Origin of the sequence: Saccharomonospora sp. (assembly GCF_027317685.1) — a bacterium.
Lineage (GTDB): Bacteria > Actinomycetota > Actinomycetes > Mycobacteriales > Pseudonocardiaceae > Saccharomonospora.
In genome coordinates this window covers 78555-98033 of the sequence record NZ_DAHVQP010000031.1, presented here as the reverse complement: position 1 = coordinate 98033, position 19479 = coordinate 78555, and the positions used below count along the sequence as shown (strand labels likewise).

The 19479-nt window shown below is 66.4% G+C and carries 20 protein-coding genes; 8 read left to right on the top strand and 12 right to left on the bottom strand.

Going from position 1 to position 19479, the window contains the following annotated elements; all coding sequences use genetic code 11:
- A partial coding sequence (locus M7H19_RS03645; protein WP_298177076.1) for a ring-opening amidohydrolase occupies positions 1-324 on the top strand: 324 nt, incomplete at its 5' end.
- Positions 325-379: 55 nt separating this feature from the next.
- Positions 380-1819, top strand: a complete 1440-nt coding sequence (locus tag M7H19_RS03640) for an amidase (RefSeq protein ID WP_298177074.1) — start codon at positions 380-382, stop codon at positions 1817-1819.
- Positions 1820-1998: 179 nt separating this feature from the next.
- Here the strand turns inward: M7H19_RS03640 and M7H19_RS03635 are convergent, their stop codons facing one another.
- Positions 1999-3873: a calcineurin-like phosphoesterase family protein gene (locus M7H19_RS03635; RefSeq protein ID WP_363321330.1), complete on the bottom strand. Its 1875-nt coding sequence runs from the start codon at positions 3871-3873 to the stop codon at positions 1999-2001.
- A 420-nt stretch (positions 3874-4293) separates the two neighbouring features.
- Here M7H19_RS03635 and M7H19_RS03630 point away from each other — a divergent pair, with 420 nt between their 5' ends.
- From M7H19_RS03630 to M7H19_RS03615, 4 genes are all read left to right on the top strand, one after another.
- Complete coding sequence (locus tag M7H19_RS03630) at positions 4294-4566, top strand: hypothetical protein (RefSeq protein WP_298177070.1); 273 nt, start codon at positions 4294-4296, stop codon at positions 4564-4566.
- Positions 4563-4841, top strand: a complete 279-nt coding sequence (locus tag M7H19_RS03625; protein ID WP_298177068.1) for a hypothetical protein — start codon at positions 4563-4565, stop codon at positions 4839-4841. Before M7H19_RS03630 ends, M7H19_RS03625 begins: the two co-directional genes overlap by 4 nt.
- Before the next feature lie 143 nt (positions 4842-4984).
- Complete coding sequence (locus tag M7H19_RS03620; RefSeq protein ID WP_298177066.1) at positions 4985-5446, top strand: hypothetical protein; 462 nt, start codon at positions 4985-4987, stop codon at positions 5444-5446.
- A 123-nt stretch (positions 5447-5569) separates the two neighbouring features.
- The gene (locus tag M7H19_RS03615; RefSeq protein ID WP_298177064.1) at positions 5570-7042 is read left to right on the top strand and encodes an amidase; all 1473 of its coding nucleotides are present in this window, start codon (positions 5570-5572) and stop codon (positions 7040-7042) included.
- Positions 7043-7078: 36 nt separating this feature from the next.
- Here the strand turns inward: M7H19_RS03615 and M7H19_RS03610 are convergent, their stop codons facing one another.
- Positions 7079-9109 carry an acyltransferase family protein gene (locus tag M7H19_RS03610; protein ID WP_298177062.1) on the bottom strand — a complete coding sequence of 677 codons (2031 nt, stop codon included), beginning with the start codon at positions 9107-9109 and terminating at the stop codon, positions 7079-7081.
- 430 nt (positions 9110-9539) lie between these two features.
- Positions 9540-10781 (bottom strand): multidrug effflux MFS transporter, encoded by a 1242-nt coding sequence (locus tag M7H19_RS03605; RefSeq protein ID WP_298177083.1) that lies wholly within the window; start codon positions 10779-10781, stop codon positions 9540-9542.
- Between the two features lie 85 nt (positions 10782-10866).
- Here M7H19_RS03605 and M7H19_RS03600 point away from each other — a divergent pair, with 85 nt between their 5' ends.
- Positions 10867-11415, top strand: coding sequence for a MarR family transcriptional regulator (locus M7H19_RS03600; RefSeq protein WP_298177059.1), 549 nt, complete (start codon positions 10867-10869; stop codon positions 11413-11415).
- A 193-nt stretch (positions 11416-11608) separates the two neighbouring features.
- Here M7H19_RS03600 and M7H19_RS03595 read toward each other — a convergent pair whose 3' ends face one another.
- The 7 genes from M7H19_RS03595 to M7H19_RS03565 form a co-directional block, all read right to left on the bottom strand.
- Positions 11609-12313: a hypothetical protein gene (locus tag M7H19_RS03595; protein WP_298177057.1), complete on the bottom strand. Its 705-nt coding sequence runs from the start codon at positions 12311-12313 to the stop codon at positions 11609-11611.
- Positions 12314-12352: 39 nt separating this feature from the next.
- On the bottom strand, positions 12353-12865 hold the full coding sequence (locus tag M7H19_RS03590) for a YbaB/EbfC family nucleoid-associated protein (protein ID WP_298177055.1): 513 nt from the start codon (positions 12863-12865) through the stop codon (positions 12353-12355).
- Positions 12866-12891: 26 nt separating this feature from the next.
- Positions 12892-13377 carry a hypothetical protein gene (locus tag M7H19_RS03585; RefSeq protein ID WP_298177054.1) on the bottom strand — a complete coding sequence of 162 codons (486 nt, stop codon included), beginning with the start codon at positions 13375-13377 and terminating at the stop codon, positions 12892-12894.
- 39 nt (positions 13378-13416) lie between these two features.
- On the bottom strand, positions 13417-14499 hold the full coding sequence (locus M7H19_RS03580) for a hypothetical protein (RefSeq protein WP_298177052.1): 1083 nt from the start codon (positions 14497-14499) through the stop codon (positions 13417-13419).
- 270 nt (positions 14500-14769) lie between these two features.
- A complete protein-coding gene (locus tag M7H19_RS03575; RefSeq protein ID WP_298177051.1) occupies positions 14770-14919 on the bottom strand; it encodes a hypothetical protein in 150 nt (49 codons plus the stop codon).
- A gap of 76 nt (positions 14920-14995) precedes the next feature.
- A complete protein-coding gene (locus tag M7H19_RS03570) occupies positions 14996-15475 on the bottom strand; it encodes a hypothetical protein (RefSeq protein ID WP_298177049.1) in 480 nt (159 codons plus the stop codon).
- A gap of 518 nt (positions 15476-15993) precedes the next feature.
- Positions 15994-16152 (bottom strand): hypothetical protein, encoded by a 159-nt coding sequence (locus tag M7H19_RS03565; protein WP_298177047.1) that lies wholly within the window; start codon positions 16150-16152, stop codon positions 15994-15996.
- A 449-nt stretch (positions 16153-16601) separates the two neighbouring features.
- On the opposite strand from M7H19_RS03565, the gene M7H19_RS03560 reads away from it, so the two are divergent.
- Entirely contained in the window at positions 16602-17723 is a 1122-nt protein-coding gene (locus tag M7H19_RS03560; protein ID WP_298177044.1) for a tetratricopeptide repeat protein, read from the top strand.
- Positions 17724-17774: 51 nt separating this feature from the next.
- On the opposite strand, the gene M7H19_RS03555 is transcribed toward M7H19_RS03560, so the two are convergent.
- Together M7H19_RS03555 and M7H19_RS03550 are read right to left on the bottom strand one after the other, a co-directional pair.
- The gene (locus tag M7H19_RS03555) at positions 17775-18938 is read right to left on the bottom strand and encodes a cysteine desulfurase family protein (RefSeq protein WP_298177042.1); all 1164 of its coding nucleotides are present in this window, start codon (positions 18936-18938) and stop codon (positions 17775-17777) included.
- Between the two features lie 142 nt (positions 18939-19080).
- Positions 19081-19467, bottom strand: a complete 387-nt coding sequence (locus M7H19_RS03550) for an ankyrin repeat domain-containing protein (protein ID WP_298177040.1) — start codon at positions 19465-19467, stop codon at positions 19081-19083.
- Positions 19468-19479 lie beyond the last annotated feature (12 nt).

Sequence of the window (19479 nt, the reverse complement as noted above, 5' to 3'; positions counted from 1 at the left end):
ATCTGGCAGGCCATCCGGGACGCCGGACTGAAGCTTCCGGAGAACCCGCACCCGAAGGACATCGACGGACGCCTGGTCAACGTGTTCCTCAAGTGCGAGGCGTCGCCGGACGGCACCGTGCGGGGCCGCCGCAACGCGATGTTGGACGACTCCGACGTGCACTGGCACCGGCAGATCAAGGCCTGTGTGGGTGGGGTCGCGGCCTCCGTCACCGGAGACCCGGCCGTGTTCGTATCGGTCTCGGCCGTGCACCAGGGCCCGGCCGGTGGTGGTCCCGTGGCGGCGATCGTCGACCTGGGTGACAAACCGACCGATTACCACTGAGCTACCGACCCGGTGCCCCTCCCCTGCCAGATCATCGAACAGAGGCGAGAAAGCGATGTCCGACGAGGAACTGTGCTTCCGGTCCGCGACCGAGCTGGTCCGGTTGCTCCACCGCCGTGAGCTGTCAGCCCGTGAACTGCTGGCGGCGCATCTGAAGCGGATCGAATCGATCAATCCGCAGATCAACGCGATCGTGACGTTGGTGCCCGAACACGCGGAACGCGCTGCCGCGGCCGCCGATGAGGCGATCGCGAGCGGCGATCCCTTGGGACCGTTGCACGGCCTTCCGGTCGCCCACAAGGACCTGACCGAGACCAAAGGCATCCGCACCACCTACGGCTCACCGGTTCGGGCGGACCACGTCCCCGAGGTCGACAGCGTCGTGGTGGAGAGCCTGACCAAGGCCGGTGCGGTGACGGTGGGCAAGACCAACACTCCTGAGTGGGGCACCGGCTCACAGACGTTCAACCCCGTCTTCGGCGTCACCCGTAATCCCTACGATCTGTCCAAGACCGTGGGTGGCAGCAGCGGTGGGGCGGCAGCGGCCCTGGCGGCCCGGCTGGTGCCGATCGCCGATGGCACCGACATGGGCGGGTCGCTCCGCAACCCGGCGAGTTTCTGCAATGTGGTGGGCCTGCGGCCCTCGGTGGGGCGGGTACCGGTGTGGCCGAGCGCCGACCCGATGTTCACCTTCTCCGTGGCCGGGCCGATGGCTCGCACCGCCGCCGACGTGGCGTTGCAGATGCGGGTTCTGGGCCGACCGGACCCGCGGTCACCGCTCTCGCACCACGTTCCCGCGGAACGCTTCGCCGACTCGCTGGAACGGGACTTCAGCGGCACCTCGATCGCGTGGAGCGCCGACCTGGGTGGTCTTCCGGTGGATGAGCGGGTGGTCCAGGCGATGGCACCCGGGCGGGAGGTGTTGACCGGTCTGGGCTGCCGGGTCTCCGACCGCGACCCGGACTTGACCGGTGCCGATGAAGCCTTCCGGACCTGGAGGTCCTGGTACTACGTGTTGACGTTGGACGAGCTGTACCGGCAGCAGCCGGACGCGTTCGGCACCAGCGCCGCATGGAACATCGAGGTCGGCCGAAAGGTCACGGGCGAAGACCTCGTCCGCGCGCAGCGTCTCCGCACGGCTCTCTACCACCGGATGCGCGAGTTCCTCGACACCTACGAGTTCCTGGTGACCTTGGTGTCGCCCGTACCGCCTTTCGACGTCGAGATGAAGTATCCCGAAAGCGTGGCCGGGGTCGCCAGCGAAAGCTATCTGGATTGGATGCGCGCCTGCTATTGGATCTCCGCGACCGGGCTGCCCGCGGCCTCCGTGCCGTTCGGATTCACCCCCGAGGGGCTTCCCGTCGGATTGCAGATCGTGGGTCGTCCCGGTGATGACTTCGGAGTGCTGCAACTCGCGCATGCCATCGAAAGCGCCACCGAGACGGGCAAACGTCTGCCGGAGTTCGTCGACTCGAAAGCGGGAAGCAGGCCCTGACGAAAAAGGACGCCCATCGGGCGGGAAGACGAGGGGTACGTGAGGCCGTGGGTGGATTCCCCTCCCCTGACCGATGACCTCACCACGACCCACCGACCGCACCGGTCGTGGACTCGTATCGAGTCCGTGAACAAGGCGGGGGCCGCCACCCACAGGTGACGGCCCCCGATGTCACACCGCTACCGTTGCTCGACGACCTCGAAGGTCAGGACGTCGGTGAACTTGCGCCCGTAGGAGTCGATCGCGGTGACCTCGGCGCGATGCTCGCCCACGGCGAGGTCGGTCGGCAGTTCGAACCGCCACAGGTGCATCGACCGGTCCGCGAGACTGCCGCCGTGGACCAGCTGCTGCGCGACGGCATGTGGGTCCGACCACTCCGCACCGACGTTCTGGTCCTCACCGCGCATCTGCTGCGTGCGAGTGGCCCATCGGGCCGGACCGCCGTCGATGCTCACCTTGACTTGCGAACCGGTGGAGCCCATCCAGAAGTTCGTGGTCAGCCACGTGGTGCCGGCCAGGTCGTCACGACTCACGACGTGCGGGTCGCTGAGCTCGGGAGCAGGGCCTTCGGGGTTCTCGTTCCACTCCTGCCGCGTCACGTACCAATCACGGTAGGTCGGCGTGTTCAGTCCCAGCTGCGTCTGCACCCGGTCGCTCTGCCCGGTTACCGTGTAACGCTCCTTGAACCTGTTGCCCTTGATGTCAAGGGTCACCACGCCCGGTCGGCCTCCGTCGCGCCCGACCGCGATGGGATAGCCGTCCTCGGTCAGCTCACCGGAGTACCAATCGCCGGAGATCGCTCCCGCCGTGATGTGCGGGAACGGCAGTCCTTTCAGCCCGAAGAGGTCACGCCACCCCTTGGCGAGGTCACCGGCCTTCAGGTTCTCGATCGAATGGCTGTGACCGGAGACGGAGACCGCCTTGCGACCCTTCAACAGGTCGTACACCTCCCGAACCTGGTCGACCTGGTGGATGGGGCTCCCCTCGTCGGCGTAGTTCACCAGCCCGATGTGGCCGGCGATCACGACGAGCTTGTTCCGGGGTACCTCGGCGAGGTCCTTTTTCAGCCACTCGAGCTGCTGCTCGTCGAGCCGACCGTTGTAGGTCGGGTTGTTCTCCGGGTCGTCACAGCCCGGCCGTTGCCCGTCCGCGTTGTCGACGTCCGGCGTGCACGGGTACCGCACCGTGTTCAACGCGACGACGTGGACCTTGCCGACGTCGTAGGAGTAGTAGGCCGGGGCGAGCTGCGCCCGGAAGGTATCGAACGAATGTTCTGCGGTCTCGGCATCGAAATCGAGGTCGTGGTTACCGGGCAGGAAACGGACCGGCCCGTTCAGCGAGCTGGTCAGTTCCTTCACGTCGGGGTAGAGCGAAAGGTCGTCGCCCACGACGTCGCCGACGAAGAGGGTGCCGCAGCCCGTGTAGTCGTGGCGTTGCGCGAGGTCGTTGATGGCACCCTTACGCGCGTACTCCACCTCGGTCTTGTCGTAGGTCTGCAGATCGCCCGCGATCACGCAATTCTGGTCCCACGTCTGCGTGGCACGGCTCCGCACCACCGGGAAGTTCACCGCGGCCGGGACCGGGCCGGTCGGCGCGATCCCGCCGTAACGCAGGTCGGGAGACCCCTCCGGCAGGTGGTTGTAGTGGAACTGGGCGACGTTGTGTTCGTCGACCGGCACCTGATATCCGGACGGCTGGGTGATGAACACCGTCATGTTGTCGTACACGGGCAGCTCGTAACGTCCACGAGCGTCGGTGGTGACCACGTCCCGGCCGTTCGACACCGTGACACCGCGAAGGCCCCGTTCCCCCGGGTCGCTCACGCTGTCCCGGTCCCGGTCGACGAACACCCGGCCTTTCAGCACACGGTGGTCCGGCTGACCGTCCTTGGCGGGAACCACCTCGACCTGACCGCGATAGGCGGTCTCGTTCCACTCTCCCGGTTCGAAAGACGCCGCCGCCTCCGGCGTGGTGACGATCGCGGTGCCGGACCCGACGACCGCGAGCGTGGCGAGTGCTGTCACACCGATACGCACTCTGTTCCGTTGTCTCACTGAACACCCCATTTCACTGACCTCCGGTGAGTCAGGGAGGTACCGGCCGAGGTGGCCGGCGGAAAATACCTTTCCGTAACAGATTGAACGCAAGATGTGCCCGATGGGAAACAACGCGTATCCGCGGTGTAGCCGGCGAGTGACCGCACTCGGGCGGTGTCCACGACGCCCTACGACGTCCCACGGCTTCCTACGACGTCCTACGGCCTCTCACGCCGCCTCACGGCACACCGCTTCCCTCCACCGACCTGGGCGCCCTCCGTGACGCCGTCTTCGACCAGCATCCGTGGTCCGTACCACTTCGCAAACATTCTCGATACGCCACGGATTCAGGGCCCGGGAAGACTCGACGGCTTGCCGGGCGGCCGAATGGCTCGCCTTTCCGCGAGTCATCTCCGAGGGCCCGCCGTGAGGCACCACGTGGCCCGTCACGACCTGGCGTTGCAACACGACCGTCGGTATCGCTTTCAAGCCGACCACGCGCAACAGGTCCTGGAAACCCTGTCGTGGTTGTACGATGCGTTTCCCGCCGACCATCCCTTCGCCGAGCACCGCTTGTCGGACACCGTTTCCGAGATCCCCCGGACCTGGTTGCTCGGCTCCAGCCCGAACGGCTCCGACCTGGCCGCCGGACTCGGCATCGGCTACACCTTCACCGGATTCATCGATGCCGCGGTCGCGCCGGGAGTGTGACGGTACCGTCAGCAGCCGACGCCGCTCGGGAACCGACCGACGACCGGAGGAACGAACCCACCGACATCGTGGACGGCCGGTGGCCCAGGTTCGTCGCGGGCGGTCCCGACGACGTTCGTGCCACGTTGGAACGCATGATCGACGAAAGCGGCGCCGACGAGGTGATGGTGCAAGACCTCATCGCCGACCCCGGGCCCCGACGACACTCACACCGCCTTCTCGCGGAAGTATTCGGCCTGTCACCGAGGAATTCCAGCACGAGCGAGCACGTCTGACGGACCGATAACAGCGGAATTTCGGCTTCTTCCGTTTCGTGGAGGCCGCTGTTAGCTTCTCTGCCACGTGAAGGCGAGGCGCCACAGGACTCAACGGTATCCGGTCGGGTGCGCCCGCGCCTGCGTACCGTCCGTCCACTGTGGTGAGGAGAACCTTAAACGAGCCCCGCGAGTTCGAAGACCACGCCGACCGCTCCACACCGGCACCGACTCGCCGTCGGTTGCTGGCCGGCGCTGTCGGTGACGGTGACGCGGACGACACCGCTGCGCTCCAAGCCGCGATGGACAGTGCTTCAAACGGCAGAATCGTCGCTTTGGAGAACGGCAAGTCCGATCGCATCACGAACACCGTCGTCGTCGATGTCGCCAAGGTACGCGGCATCGAAGGCAACAACGCCCGCGTCGTCACCGATCAGGACATCGTCTGTCTCCGGATCCAAGGCACGCACACCGGGTCGGCCAGTCCGAAGCACGACCCCTCCGAACGGGTCAAACTGCCGGAGATGAATCCCTACGTGCGAGGTCTTCGTATCCATACGGTCCCCGCACTACAGGGAACCGGTATCCAGGTGGAGGGCACGTTCGGGCTCACTCTGGCCCAATGACACCTCTTCGATCTCCGGACCGGGATCGAGTTCACCGGCACGAACCGCAACACCGTGTTGAACCGACCTGTACCGGAGACCCAGTTGATGTTCTTTTCGCCTCACCTGATCCACAATCACCGCGTGAGCAATGCAACGAACCCAGCCGATCTCGGTGTGCGTGAAGCGGCCACGTTACTGCGCTCCGGCGCTCTGTCGGCCGTCGAACTGCTCGATGCCTGCGAACAACGGATCGCCGAACGCAACGGCGGGCCGCCGAGCTTCGACGGTGCTCCCGACTCGGTCAACGCCTGGACACAGCTGTATCCGGAGCTGTCCCGGGAACAGGCGCGCGCCGCGGACGAGCGACTCCGTCGCGACGGCGACGAGGCACCGCTGTTGTGCGGTATCCCGCTCGCGCTCAAGGACCTCTACGCCGTCGCCGGGCTACCGCTGACGGCCTCCAGCCGTGTCCTCGACGGTCATGTCCCCGACGAGGACTCGACGGCGTGGGCTCGGTTGCGGGAAGCCGGGATGGTGCTCCTCGGACATACGCACACGCATGAGTTCGCCGCGGGCGGCACCACCGACCAGGTGGGCAACCCACACGCTCTCGAACGATCCGCCGGTGGCTCCAGCGGGGGCTCAGCCGCGGCACTCGCCGCTGGAATGGTCCCAGCGGCGTTGGGGACGGACACCGCGGGATCGTTACGCGTCCCGGCGGCGTTGTCCGGGGTGTCATCGATCAAACCGACCCACGGCCGTATCCCCCGCGACGGAATCATTCCGCTGTCCCCGTCACTCGACCACCCCGGTCCCATGGCTCGCAGTCTCGCCGACTGCGCCGTCCTGTTGGAGGCACTGGCCGCGGGTGGGGCGGAGGTAAGTCCTCTGTTCCCTCCTCCCGCGCCGTTGACCGGGCTGACGGCATCGATCCCGGTGACGGATCGTCCCCTTGCCGGTGTCCGTGTCGCTTTGACCGACCGACCGCACGTGGTCGGCGTCGAACCGGATATCGCCGACGGCCTCGAACGTGCCGCGCAGGCCTGTGTCGAGCTCGGCGCCGAGGTCGTCGAGCTGCCCGCCGCTGCCGAGATGGTGGGCGAGGACTACAGCATTGTGCTGTTCTCCGAGGTCGCGGACTACCACCGACGCTTCGCGGGCCGGGAGGCCGACTATCGGACGAGTATCCGGGAGTTCGTCGAGACCAGCCGACTGTTCACGTCGCTGGAGGCCTATCTTGAGTCGCGGCGAACGTTCGCTCAACTCACCGCCACCTGGGAGGCCTGGTTCGCCGTCAACGGGGTCGACGTCATCCTCGAACCGTCCTCGCCGAGCATCGCGCCCGTCCGGGGCGGCGGCTACGAGTCGGGCCGACTCGGTGGCGACGGCGACCCGTTGATTCGGTTGACCGCGATCTGGAACGCCACCGGCTTCCCCGTCGCGGCGATACCCGCGGAAACCGGGAAACGCAGCGGCCTTCCGGTCGGCCTCTCCCTCATCGCACCGCGCGGCGAGGAGGCACGGGTGGTTCGCATCGGCACCGTTCTCCAGGAGTACGCACTGCACCCACCGGAGCCGGTCTCCCCATACGCCGACCCCACGAACAGGCGGTAGACGGCTTCACAGGACGGACCGAGGACGCGGCATGCCCTACCAGTCGAGGGCCTCGATCAACTCCCGCTCCATCTGCGGCGCGAGGGTCTCCAGGTAGGTCGCGGTGACGTGGTTGTCGTCGAGGTAGACGAGCACGTTGCCGATCACCGGTGGACACACCTCGTCGTCGCAGAAGTAGTCACTGAAGTCCAGGAACGACACGGTCGAAGGGATGTCGGGTATCGAGGCATAGGGCGGTTCAGGGGGATAGTAGTCCTCCTTGCGCCCCATGCACTCGGGCGCGTCGATGCCCTTCTGGTGCGCACATTCCGAGGGGTCGTAGTCGTAGCGGGGGTGGTCCCGCAGCGCCACCACCGGGATGCCCAGCTCGGCAAGCCTGCGCCACTGCTCCACGTAGCCTTCCGGTGTGCGCTCGTGCAGCCCGAACCGCACGTCGCGGCTGGCCATCGTCACCACCGCATCGGGCCGCATCTCAGCCAGTTCGGCGATGACGGCTTCGTTCCACTCCGGGCAGTTGTCCTCCGGCCAGTCCGGGTCCGCGGTCAACGGGCACCCGCCCTTGCCGATCGAGATGATCTGCCAGCCCTGCTTCTCCACGCTGGGGGCCAACGCGGCGATGTGCTGCTGGGAATGCGAGTCACCCACCACCGCGATCCGCTTCACGGGAGTGCCGGGTGGGTCGATGGTGCAGATACGCAGGTCCTCGTTGCGTGGTGAGATCCGGCACTCGTCGTCGGAGAAGGCCACCCATTCGTCCGGCAGAGCCGCGAACGGCGGAACCACCGAGGCCCCCGTTTCCGGCGAGGGGACACCCGCCGCGATCGCCTGGGCACCGGGATAACGCGGATCGTCGAGCACGGGCGCGAAGGACGCGCGGTCGGTGCTCACCACCTGCCACACGACTGCCGCGGCCAGCACGGGGACCAACGCCACGACCCCGAACCGGTACGCGCCCCAGCGGGTCGTCTCGCCCACCCGGGATTTCCGCACCGGCTGTTCGACGAGGTGATAGGTCACCGCCGACAACACCAACGACACCGCGATGACGGCCAGGCCACCCGCGATACCCGGTTCCGTCTGGTCGGTGGCGACCAGGAAGAGCACCAGCAAAGGCCAGTGCCACAGGTACAACGCGTAGCTGATGTTGCCCAGGTACTCCAGCGGCCGGGACGACAACCACCGGTCCGCGCCGATCCTGCTCTCCGTCGCCCCGGCCAGCAGGACACACACCGCGGACATCGTGGGCCACAGCGCCGCGTATCCCGGGAAAACCTCACCGACGGTCAGGACCAGGCCGCACAGCACCAGACCCGCCACGCCGATCCAACCGAGAGCGATGCGGACCAGCCTCGGCAACACCACCCGATCGATGGCCAGCGCCAGCATCCCGCCCAGCGCGAATTCCCACAGCCGTGTCGGCGTCATGAAATACGCCAGCGGCTGGTTCACCGCCGTCAGCCACACCGACAACGCCAGGGATGCCGCGAACACCACGGCCAGCACGACGAAGACCGTCCGGCGTAGGCTCCAACCGGCCCGTCTCACGAGCAGCGCCACCGCCGCGATCAGCAGCGGCCACAGCAGGTAGAACTGGCCCTGGATGGACAGCGACCAGAAATGCTGTACCACGCTCGCCGTGTCGTGATCCGCGAAGTAGTTGGTCGAGGACGCGACCAGGACCCAGTTCTCGAAGAACAGCGCCGAGGCCACCACCTCGCGGATGGTGTCGAACCAGCGCTGTTCGGGCAGGAACACGACCGACAGCGCCATCGTCACCAGCAGCACGACCACGGACGCCGGTAACAGCCGCTTGATCATGCGGCCCCACATCGGTCGGAACTCGATGCCACCACGCAGACTCGCCCGGAACAGCTGGCCCGTGATCAAGAAGCCGGAGACGAGGAAGAACACGTCCACGCCACCGGAGACCCGCCCCAACCACACGTGGTACACGACGACCAGCAACACGGCCAGCGCCCGCATTCCCTGCAGTTCCGGGCGGTACCGACGCCCCGAACTCGGTGGAGAGGGATTCTGCTCGGCGGGGCGAGTTTGCGTGATCGTCATGCGGATGTTCCTTCACGAGTGTCAGCTGGGCGGCTCAGACGTCCCACACCGGTGAACCGGCGTGTTCCACGCGGGGCCGGTTCCGGCAGCCCCTCCGTTAGCCCGGCATCACCGACGGTACGGGGCAGGAGTCACCCTGGCGTGGTCCGCCCCGTGCGCTGTCTTTGATTCGGTCCGGCGCCCACCGGTGAGAAACAGCTGCGACCGCGTGCGTGACCGGCCCGCGTCGCCGGACGTGAACGGACCGGGACTCGTCGTGTGCCGGGCATGCTCGCGCCGGCAACGCGGTACAGCGCTGCGCTGGGCGAATCGACCACACCTTCCTGAAGCTCATCGGCCGTGAGCGTAGACGAGGCGGTAATCACCGCGATCACGACCCGTTTACCTTCGAGCGGCCAGGCAGGGGTGGACACGATTCGGAAGGCGTCCTCTATGCCGGCATTCCACCTATATCGAGGCGAAGAGCCCGTTTTCCGACATCTTGTGACGGCCCGACGCGACCTGTCGAGAAATTCGCCACCGAGCCGCGTGAGCAGCGCCACGCCTCCGCCCGGGCACCGCCTACCCATCCCCGGGCGATCCGGAGTTCGCCATCGGTAACACGAGGCGCTCGGGACACCACTGTTTCAGGCAAGCGTCGCCGAGCGCCCCGCGTCTCATCGAACAGTCGGTCTCGATCTCCTCTGTCGATAGGCCGTTTCCGTGACCGTACGGAGACGGCCGAGCTCAGGCCGTGGTGACCGTCGCGTCCTCGGCGTCGACGCCACTGTCCGACGAAATCGGCTTCTTCCGAGTCAGGACGACGAAGGAGAGCACCGCGAGAACGATCACGACGGCCATGGCCACCCCCATTGGCACGGCGGTTTCCTCCCCCTGCAGGCCCACGAGCGGCGACACCACAGCGGCGAGGGTGAACTGCAGAAAGCCCCATCACGTTCTGCATCACGAACGGCGACGCGGCGATGTAGGCGAACAACGCGGCGAACGTGAAGCAGAAGGTAAGCAAGTAACCGACGTAGTTCCGGTTGCCCAGCGTCTTCCGGACACCGACGAGCGTGGCCTTGAAGCCGCCTCGGATCCGCTTCGACGGCGGCAACGACTCCTTGGCCCACAACATCGTGCCGAGGAGCATGAGCAGCGTCAGCCCGGCCAGGACCCAGAACACCGCACGCCACCCCAGGGTCGCGATGATCGCACCACCGGACAGCGGAGCCACCACCGGCGCGATGACGTTGATGATCATCAGAACGCCCAACAGCTTCGCGGCGACCGCACCACGGGCCGTGTCGGAGATGATGGCCCTGGCCAGCACGACTCCGGCCGCGCCACTCAGGCCCTGCACGAACCGGCCCACCGCGAGGACTTCGACGTTGGGTGCCAGGGCGCACACGACGCTGGCGACCAAGCACACCGCGGAACCGATCAGCAGGGGCCGCCGCCGTCCGACGGCGTCGGAGAGCGGCCCGATGAACAACTGTCCGAACCCGAGTCCGACCAGACACGCGGTCAGCGTCAGCTGGATACCGGAAGCACTGGCGCCCAGGTCGCCGGCCATCTCCGGGAAAGCCGGAAGGTACATGTCGATCGCCAGTGGGGCGACCGCGGTGAGCAGACACAGCAGCGCGACGACCGTCGCGGCGAGGCGCGGCGCGGGCTGGGACGCACCAGGGATTCAGGCATCGAATTCTTTCCTAGGAACCATCGGCGAAAAGATATCTTTCAATATATATTGAATGATATGGGGTAAACTCGCAGGTATGGCAACAGCCCATGGTGAGGCGATGGCAGACCGGCGGGAACTGGCGACCGTGCTACGCAATCTCGCGTGGACGATCCATCGGATGGTCCCCGAGGTGGCCGGTCTCGATCCCCTGCCCACGACGGAGCTTGCCGTGATCAAACAGGTCCTGGAAGCACCCGGGATCACGGTCACCGAACTGGCCAGACAGCTGGGAATGCAGCAGAGCAACGTCAGCACAGCCGTCCGCGCACTGGTCGGACGCGGCCTCGTCGCGCGACAACGCTGCCCGGAGGATCGACGGGTGACCCGACTGTCCCCCACAGAGAAGTCACTGGCCGCGCGCGAATCGATCGACACGGTGTGGTCGGGCACGATCTGGACGGCGATGACGCGACTCAGCGACGAACACGTCGTGGCCCTCGAGTCCGCCTCCGAAGCCCTGCAAGCCCTCGATCAGGCTCTACACTCCGAACAGTCTCCCCCCGCACACGCTCATGACACGGATACCACTTCCGTGCGTGTGGGTCCCCGCCATACGCGGACCCGTCGCATCGGACGACGGTGAAGGAACGGACGCTGCCGACTCGGGCGGCACAGGAACGGTACAGGCGGGGTACAGGCGGATACGCCGAACAGCGTCGGCAACGCGAATCCCCGCACTTCGCCAAGGCGTCCCCGCGCGAGGGCTCGCGGCGAGTCTCACACGGCGCGCCGGTTCCTCACGGACGTGGACATGTCCGTGAGGAACCGGACTGCGATCAGGACCACGCGGGTATGCGATCCAAGATGTCGCAGCGCAGGTCCAACGCGGCCACGAGTTCGTTCGGATTGCGGTGATCCTGCACAGGGTCGAGCACGTCCAGGTACTCGCCCCGCAGATACACGCCCCGAAACGAACGTGGATCAGTGAGCAGGAACTCCAGCAGCTGAGAACTCAGCACGGCGTGAGCGAACCGCTCGTCCTCGCTGAGCACCTCGAACTGCCGGTCGAACTCCACGTTCCCGGTCTGCACACCTCCCAGACCGATCCTGCGATTGATCGCGTTCTGCACCGCCACCATCCGCTGAATGCTCAGCATCGGATGCGGCGCGGGAGCGGCCACCCAGATCGCACGTTCGGGTTGGTGCCGACCTTGGTAGACGGTGTCGAAGGTAGCCGCGATAAAAGGACGGCCGCGATGCGTCCCGGTGATCACGTCTCGGGCGGCTTTCGCGCGCGGCGGATGAGTCAACGGTTCCCACCGGCTACGCCGGTTGTACTGCCGGTCGTAGAGCGCGACCTGGGTATCGTCGCGCTCGGCGTACGTCCAGCCGCGCCGAGCGGCTTCCTCGCGGAGCGCGTCCAGCGACACCTCCGCTCTACCCACGAACGATCGTTTGATCCAGAACACGAATGCCGCGACCGCCCCCAACAGGAGCACGGTGCCGCCGATCACGATCGTGAGAACGACCCCGGTACTCATGAACCCCTCTCTTCGCCACGCCGTCGATTCCGGAAGATGTCACGGCCGACGGAGGATCTGGAAATCCTCGAAACTATCGCCGTCACCCGACACCCGGCGGGCAGCGGACTGTGAACGGGACCAATCGACCGGGGCACCGATCGTGGTCGCCACCGGTGGCGGGCCGGGATCGACCGGCCGCTGATCCCCGAACATCCGGGCGTCCTCGGCCAACACCTGGTCCAGCAGATGGGTGTCGTCGAGGTTGCGGCGCATCACCTCCGCTTGTCCCCGAGTCGCTTCCACCCGGGCTTGCGCGATGGTGTGCACCACGATGGCGGACAACGCCGCGGGATCCACCTTGCGCACCTGCTCGGAGAAAGTGATTTCCTTGACCGGGCCGTCCGGACCGGCGACCACGGTCACCACCCCGTCCGGCGAGCTGGCGGTGCCCGTGACGTCGGCCAGCTCCTCGGTCATGCGCCGATAGTTCTCCGCACGCGCGCGGTTCTCCGCCGCGGCCGTGTCGATCGCCTCCACACGTCGCAGAAGCCGCTTGATCGTCTCACTCATGCCAGATCTCCGAGAACTTTCCTTGCCTATTCCGGACGAATGGAGTCGATGAATGCCTGAAAATCATCGATGACCTGCGGGAACTGATCCAATTTGGAGGTCAGCACGACCTGCAGCACCGCCCTCCTGTCGGGTTCGGCGGTATCGACGAACACCATGAACACCTGGTACTGCACCAGGTACTGTGGTTGGCCGCCCAGGTCCACCTGCACCCGGACCGCCTGGGTGTAGACCGGGTTCTCCGCCGTGCCGCCCTCGGTGGTGCGACCGAGCTTCACCTCGTGCGCGCCCCGGCGAAGCCGGTCGACCGACTCCGCCGCGATCTGGTTCAGGGGAACCTCGGCGTCCCTCAGTTCGCCGGTGATCGTGATATTGGGTGTGAACCCACCGCCTCTGGAACCCGGGTGCAACGCGACGAACGCGGCTTCCGGGGTGTTGATCTCGTCCGGGTTGACCGATACCCACCCTTCCGGCAGGGAGAATTGGATCGGCACCGGGATTGTCGTGGCCATCTCTTCGCCTCTCTCGTCAATCTCGGGCAGCCGTGTCGACTAGAAGCCGAAGAAGTCGCCCACGGCTTCGGCCGCGTTGCGGGTGGTGTTCCCCATCGCGTTGCCGACCTCTCCAACCGCATTGGCCGCATCGCCGACGGCGTCCACGACCCCGCCCGGATCGACGGACACGTCGAAGCCGACCTTGCCGCCGACACCGAGGCCGACACCGACCGACGCGCCCACGTGGAACTTGCCATCGTCGCCCATGCCGAACTGAGCGTTGCCCTCTACCCCGGCACCGGTCCAGACCTCACCGTTCACACCGGCGCCGACACCGGCCACCTCGGCACCGACATCGCCACCGGCTCGCGCCCCGGCGAAGGCCTCACCGCCGACATTCACGCCGGTCAAGCCGACACTGCCTTCTGCCGACACCGTGGCTCCCGCCATCGCGTCACCATTGGCCGACACGCTGGCGTGGTCGCCGAAGTTCATCTCGCCGGAAGCGTCGGCACGAGCGCCGATGAAAGCCTCCGCATTGCCCTTGGTATCGAAAGCGTCCACGCTGCCCGTGGCCTCCGCGGAGGCACCGACCATTCCCTCGGCCTTGCCACTCGCGTTGACTCCGTGGCCCAGGCCCACCTCGCCCTGCACACCGCCCTTGGCCAGATACGCCTCGGCATCGGCCCCGGCGGTGATCCCGTCGGCGGTGACCTCCCGGTAAGCACCGGCACCAGCCCCGAGCAGCGAACCTTCCGCGCTGCCCTTGCCGGACATCGGTCCGAACTCGAAATCACCGGAGGCGTCGCCGCCCATCCAGTCGATGGAATTGCGGGACTCGGTCCGCCCTTCCTCCAGGCCGAACGTCTCGGCGAACGGGATCTCGATGCCGAAGCCACCGAGTAGGTCGCGAAGCTTGTCGTGCATCAGGCCGTCGGCCTGGCTGCCCCACTCGTTCTTGTAGCTGCTGCCATGCCGATTGTGTTGCCAACCACCGGGGTCCTCGTCGACCCACTTGCCTGTCTCCGGGTCCCAGCGGCGCTGTGTCGTCCGCTGCTCGGCGCCCCACTCGCTCTCGCCGAACGAATGTTTGTATCCGCCCTCACCGTCCGGGGAGAAGCCGAGCGCCATGGCGACCATGCCGCCGGCCTCCTCGACCCGTTGCCGCGCGGCGTCCAGGATGGCCTGTGCCGCGGCCGCGCGGCTGGCGGCCTGCGCCTGGTGGTACAGCTCGATCGCGCGCTGCGCCTCGCACTGCCCCTAGTGCTGCGCCTCGCACTGCCCCTAGTTCAGCACGTCGGCGAAGTCACAGAGCAACTCCCCACCGTCGCCGGCTCGCTCCACCGCCTGAGCCCATCTCGGCACCTCGTCGCCGAAGGCGGAGCGGAAAGCGTTGCTCGCCTCTCCGACTCACTGCACCGGGTCGATTCGGCCGAGACTGCCACCGATCTCGTCCAGCGAGGTGAGCGTGCCGATCAATTCCCGCAGGTCATCGGAGATCGCCTCCGGCTCCCCCGGGACGAGGTCTCTGGGATTATCGGTCTGTCCCAGCTCAGCCATCACCACACCGATCCTTTGCTGCCGTACCCCGGCTCTCGCCTGTGACTGTTGTTCTGAAAATTCCAGAAGCGAACCCTCAGGAGCGCGCCCTCACCGTCCTCCCGCGGCACCGGCCCTTCACCCTCCAGAACGCTTCCGATGCTCTCCCCCGCGGCGCTGCCCGCGGCCGCTCCCGACGCGGCACCGAGGGCACCACCGGCGATTCCCCTGCGACTCCTCCGGCGGCTCCTCCTGCGATCCCCCCCCCGATCGCACCGCCATGGCTTTCCACCAGGTCGCCGAAGGCTTTCAGGGTGCCACCGCTCTCGGCCTCGGTCTCCCGGTACTTGCCGGCCGCCTCGTTGAGCTTCCCGCCGAACTCCTCCACGGTGTCTCGTAGCGCTTCGACGTGAGCTTTCAACTGCTCGACGAACTGGTCCCAACCTGCCTGCACACCGGGATGCCCGTAGTCGCCGCTCGGTCTGCGCCAGACCATGTTCGCGACACCACTCACGACCTCACCGATTCGGCCCGCCGTCTCCTGCAGCTCTTCGGGAACCGCATCGAAACCGGCCATCTGTTCAACCCCCTTGCTCGACGGCTGTGGACACTGTGGACACCGCCCACGTTCAACTCGTGTGCTTGATCACTGATGCCACGACAGACGTACGAAGTGTGCCATCAGTTCCCTCCGGTCCGAACCGATTTCGTGACGACCGGTCCCCGCCGAGTGGTCGACACCACTGTGGAGGCACACCGGTCTCGGTCCGTCACGGGCTCCTCACCCGGGACATATGTCGACGATGTCGGAAAACACCGGGGACACACTGCCGCTTCGAGCGGAGCTCGGGGATACTAAGGACGACCGGTCAGGCAGGCTCTCGCCATGGTGCGATGCCGCGAATCCCGGTGATCACGAAATTCGACCGAGCGGAGCGTTCTTCGAGGCGGCCGCAGCCGAGGAAGCCCGAGAAAGCCGACGTGGCCTGAGCCGTCGAAGACCACATCAGCCCTTCAGCATGCTACGGACCCGAAAGGAACGACCTTTCGGCCTCGGCCGAGTCCTCGAACCAGGCAACCGGGTCTCGTCCGCCCTCATCGGTCGCGGTGCACTCCCGCGCGGTGGAGGTCGAGCAGGTCCACATAGTGCTGCGCGCCGTCGATGATCTGATCCCGCTCCCTCGGGCCCACCCAGCGCACCACCCGCGCCGGCAAGCCGAGAACCAGCGACCCCGGCTCGACGTTGCCGACCACTGTGGCACCGGGCGCGTTCCAGGCGGTGGGGTGGACGCGAGGCTCATCCGACTGTTTGCTTGGAGAACGACGTTTCGAACCGCTTCCCCACCCTGACCGACACGACACAGCACCGGCACAACACCTCGCGGGAATGGAGGACGAACGGCTGACCCACTGCGGAACCCTGCCGAGTACTCGAATATCTCTACGGACAGCGAAGCCGATGTGCACCACCGGTTGAGGAAAGAAAGGCTTTCCCGGAAAGCCGAAGCGTGCTTTCACCGACCCGGTGACCGGCTGATCGGAAATAGTGCCTCTCCTGAAAGACACGACGACGGCATCGAGCCACTCACGACACCTGTGCCCTGAGTGGCCGAATCGAGACGGTCGAGGCAATGGCACCTTTCGCCAGGTACCGTGATCGGCCACAATCTAATGACCGACTACACGGCCAAGGGGGTCATCTGGTGGGAATCCGCGAATGGTTTCGCCGTGGCCGTGGACTGGGACAGCAGTGGCGTCGCTCGACCGAGGAGCCGTTCACGGTCAGCACCTCTACCAAAGCGGACGGTACGCTCGTCGTCGACGTACTACTCGGCTCGGTGATGTCTCTCGGTTTGCAGTACCAACACTGCGTCCAGAAATACGGGGTCTCCGACCCGCTCACACTCGCTGCGGGCAAGGAATACGCCGAATCACTCATGGACGAGCACGAACTGGAACTCGCCGTCACCGCTTATCGCGAGCTCGCCGCAGCCACCCGAGCGTCGCTCGGCCCCACTGCTCCCGAAACGCTCGCCAACCAACACAGCCTCGCCTTCGCACTGTATTCACGGGGTTCGTTCACCGAGGCCGAGCGGATACAACGGGTCGTGTACAAGGCACGCCGCCGGGCGCTGGGCCTTACGCACCCGGACACGCTCAGCAGCGGCAACAATCTCGGTGAGCTACTGATCCAGTTGGGTAGGTACGAGGAAGCGAGAAGCCTGCTGCGGACTGTGTCCGCCGGCCTGATGCGCGCGTTCGGAGCCGACGCCGCCGACACACTGGTGTGCCGGATGAAACTGGCGAACGTCGAGCACCTGATGGGGAATTCGGCCGAGGCCGAGCGGCGATACCGCACGCTCATCGAAGGACTCACGCACACTCGGGGCCGCACCTCTCCGGCAACGCTGCAGGCCCGAAGCAATCACCTGGCACTCCTCCTCGACATGGAGCGGACGCAGGAGGTGCTGGGTGAGTCCGAGCGGCTGGTAACGGAGGCCACGCGGGCGCTCGGTGCGACCGACCCGGTGACTTTGCATGCACGGCACGGGCTGGCACGTGCTCTGGTCCAAACGCAAAACCACAAGAAGGCCATCCGATCCTTGAGAAAGATCGTCGCGGACAACGAACGCGTCCACGGCGCGGAACACCCGTCGACCCTCGACGCTCGCACCTTCCTGGCAGAAGTGCTCGCCGAACACGGGGACCCTCGTGCCGAGCAGGAGGCTCTGGCCTGCCTGTCGAAGTGGAAGCAACTGTACGGGTCCGAACATCCGCAGACCGAACGCGCACGAACCGTGTTCTGGCGCATGCGCGGTTCCTGATCCCGGGTGCGCCTATGCGGAACCGGAGGTCTTTCGGCCCGGGAACGGGCTTCATCGAATCGGCGTGGGTCCTGCCGCGCCGATTCGGCTTACACGGAGCGCCGACGCGCTGATCGCCTCGACGGCGCGGTCGATGTCCTCTCGGGTCGTCCACCGTCCCAGTGACAGCCGCAACGCAGACAAACCCCGATCGATAGAAAGCCCCATCGCCACCAGCACCGGAGACGGGCGGCGCTGTCCGCTGTGGCAAGCCGAACCTGTCGATGCCGCCAGGCCGGGTGTGTCGGTCAGCAGGTCTTTTCCACGTACACCGTCGATGCTGATGTTCAGCGTGTTCGGTAGCCTCGACCAGCTCGGTCCGTTGAGCATCACCCGGTCACCGAGGACCTCACGAAGCCGGTTATGGAGCCGGTCACGCAGTCCGCGGATACGTTCCGGTTCCCCCGCAGCGAGGTCGTCGGCGACGATCCGCGCGGCGGTACCGAGCGCCACGGCGAAAGCCACGTTCTCGGTCCCCGCCCTCAGTCCGTACTCCTGCCCACCACCGCGCACCAGCGGTTCCAACGACACATCGGGATGCACATACAGCGCTCCGATACCTTTCGGCGCATACACCTTGTGTCCCGTCACCGACAGCAGGTCCACGCCGAGCGCGGGCACGTCGATCGGCAGCTTCCCCACCGCCTGCGCGGCGTCGGAGTGGAACAACGCGCCGTGCTCGTGAGTGACCCGTGCCAGTTCCGAGATCGGCTGCAGCGCGCCGGTCTCGTTGTTCGCCATCATGATCGAAACCAATACGGTGCGCGGGGTGAACGCGGCGGCCAGCTCGGCCGGGTCGACCATGCCACTACCGTCCACGGGCAGGTAGGTCACGTCCACCCCGTGCCGAAGCCGCAATGCCCGGCAGGTCTCCAGCACAGCGGGATGCTCGGTGCACTGAGTGATGATGTGGGGACGTTCCACCGCAGTGGCCCGGACGACACCGCATATCGCGAGGGCGTTCGCCTCGGAACCCGAGCCGGTGAACACCACCCGGGCATCCGAGCGCCCGAGCAGATTCGCCACCTGGTCCCGAGCATGATTCAGTGCCATGCGTGGCTTGCTGCCGTAGTGGTGCTCGCTGGAGGGATTACCGAACTCCTCGGACACATAGTTCAGCAAAGCCTCGGTGACAGCAGGGGCGACCGGGGTCGTGGCATTGTAATCCAGGTACACCGGACCCTTACTAAGTCCTTTAGGGACAGACACGTCATACCTTTCCTCCGTGCTGTCACCTTGTTATACCGCGACCGGGGCGGATACGCGCGTTGACGAATCACCTCTTCCGTGGAAAGCGGACCCTCGATCGAGGATGCCATCAGTCGGACAACAGGTGCTGCCGACCGAACATGACGGCAGCGGCTCGCGCCGACGGCGTTCCCGCGTCCAGGTCCGCGCCCGCGTGCCGAAGTACGGCCACGACCTCGTCCGCGCCTTTGAACAACGCGCCGGCGATCGGCGCCTGATCACGTGCGTTGCGTGCATCCGGGTCCGCCCCACGAGCGAGCAGATCGCGCACGGTCCCGGCATGTCCGTGATAGGCAGCGAGCATGAGCAACGTGTTACCGGCCGGGTCGGCCACATCGACGGGAAGTCCGTGGTCGATGAACTCCCCGAGTCGCTCCGTGTCGCCCTCGCGAGCCAAGTCCATGGCTATCGCCACGACACGCCTCACCTGCTCCGGTGTCAGCGCACCAGCACTCATGGGACCACTCCC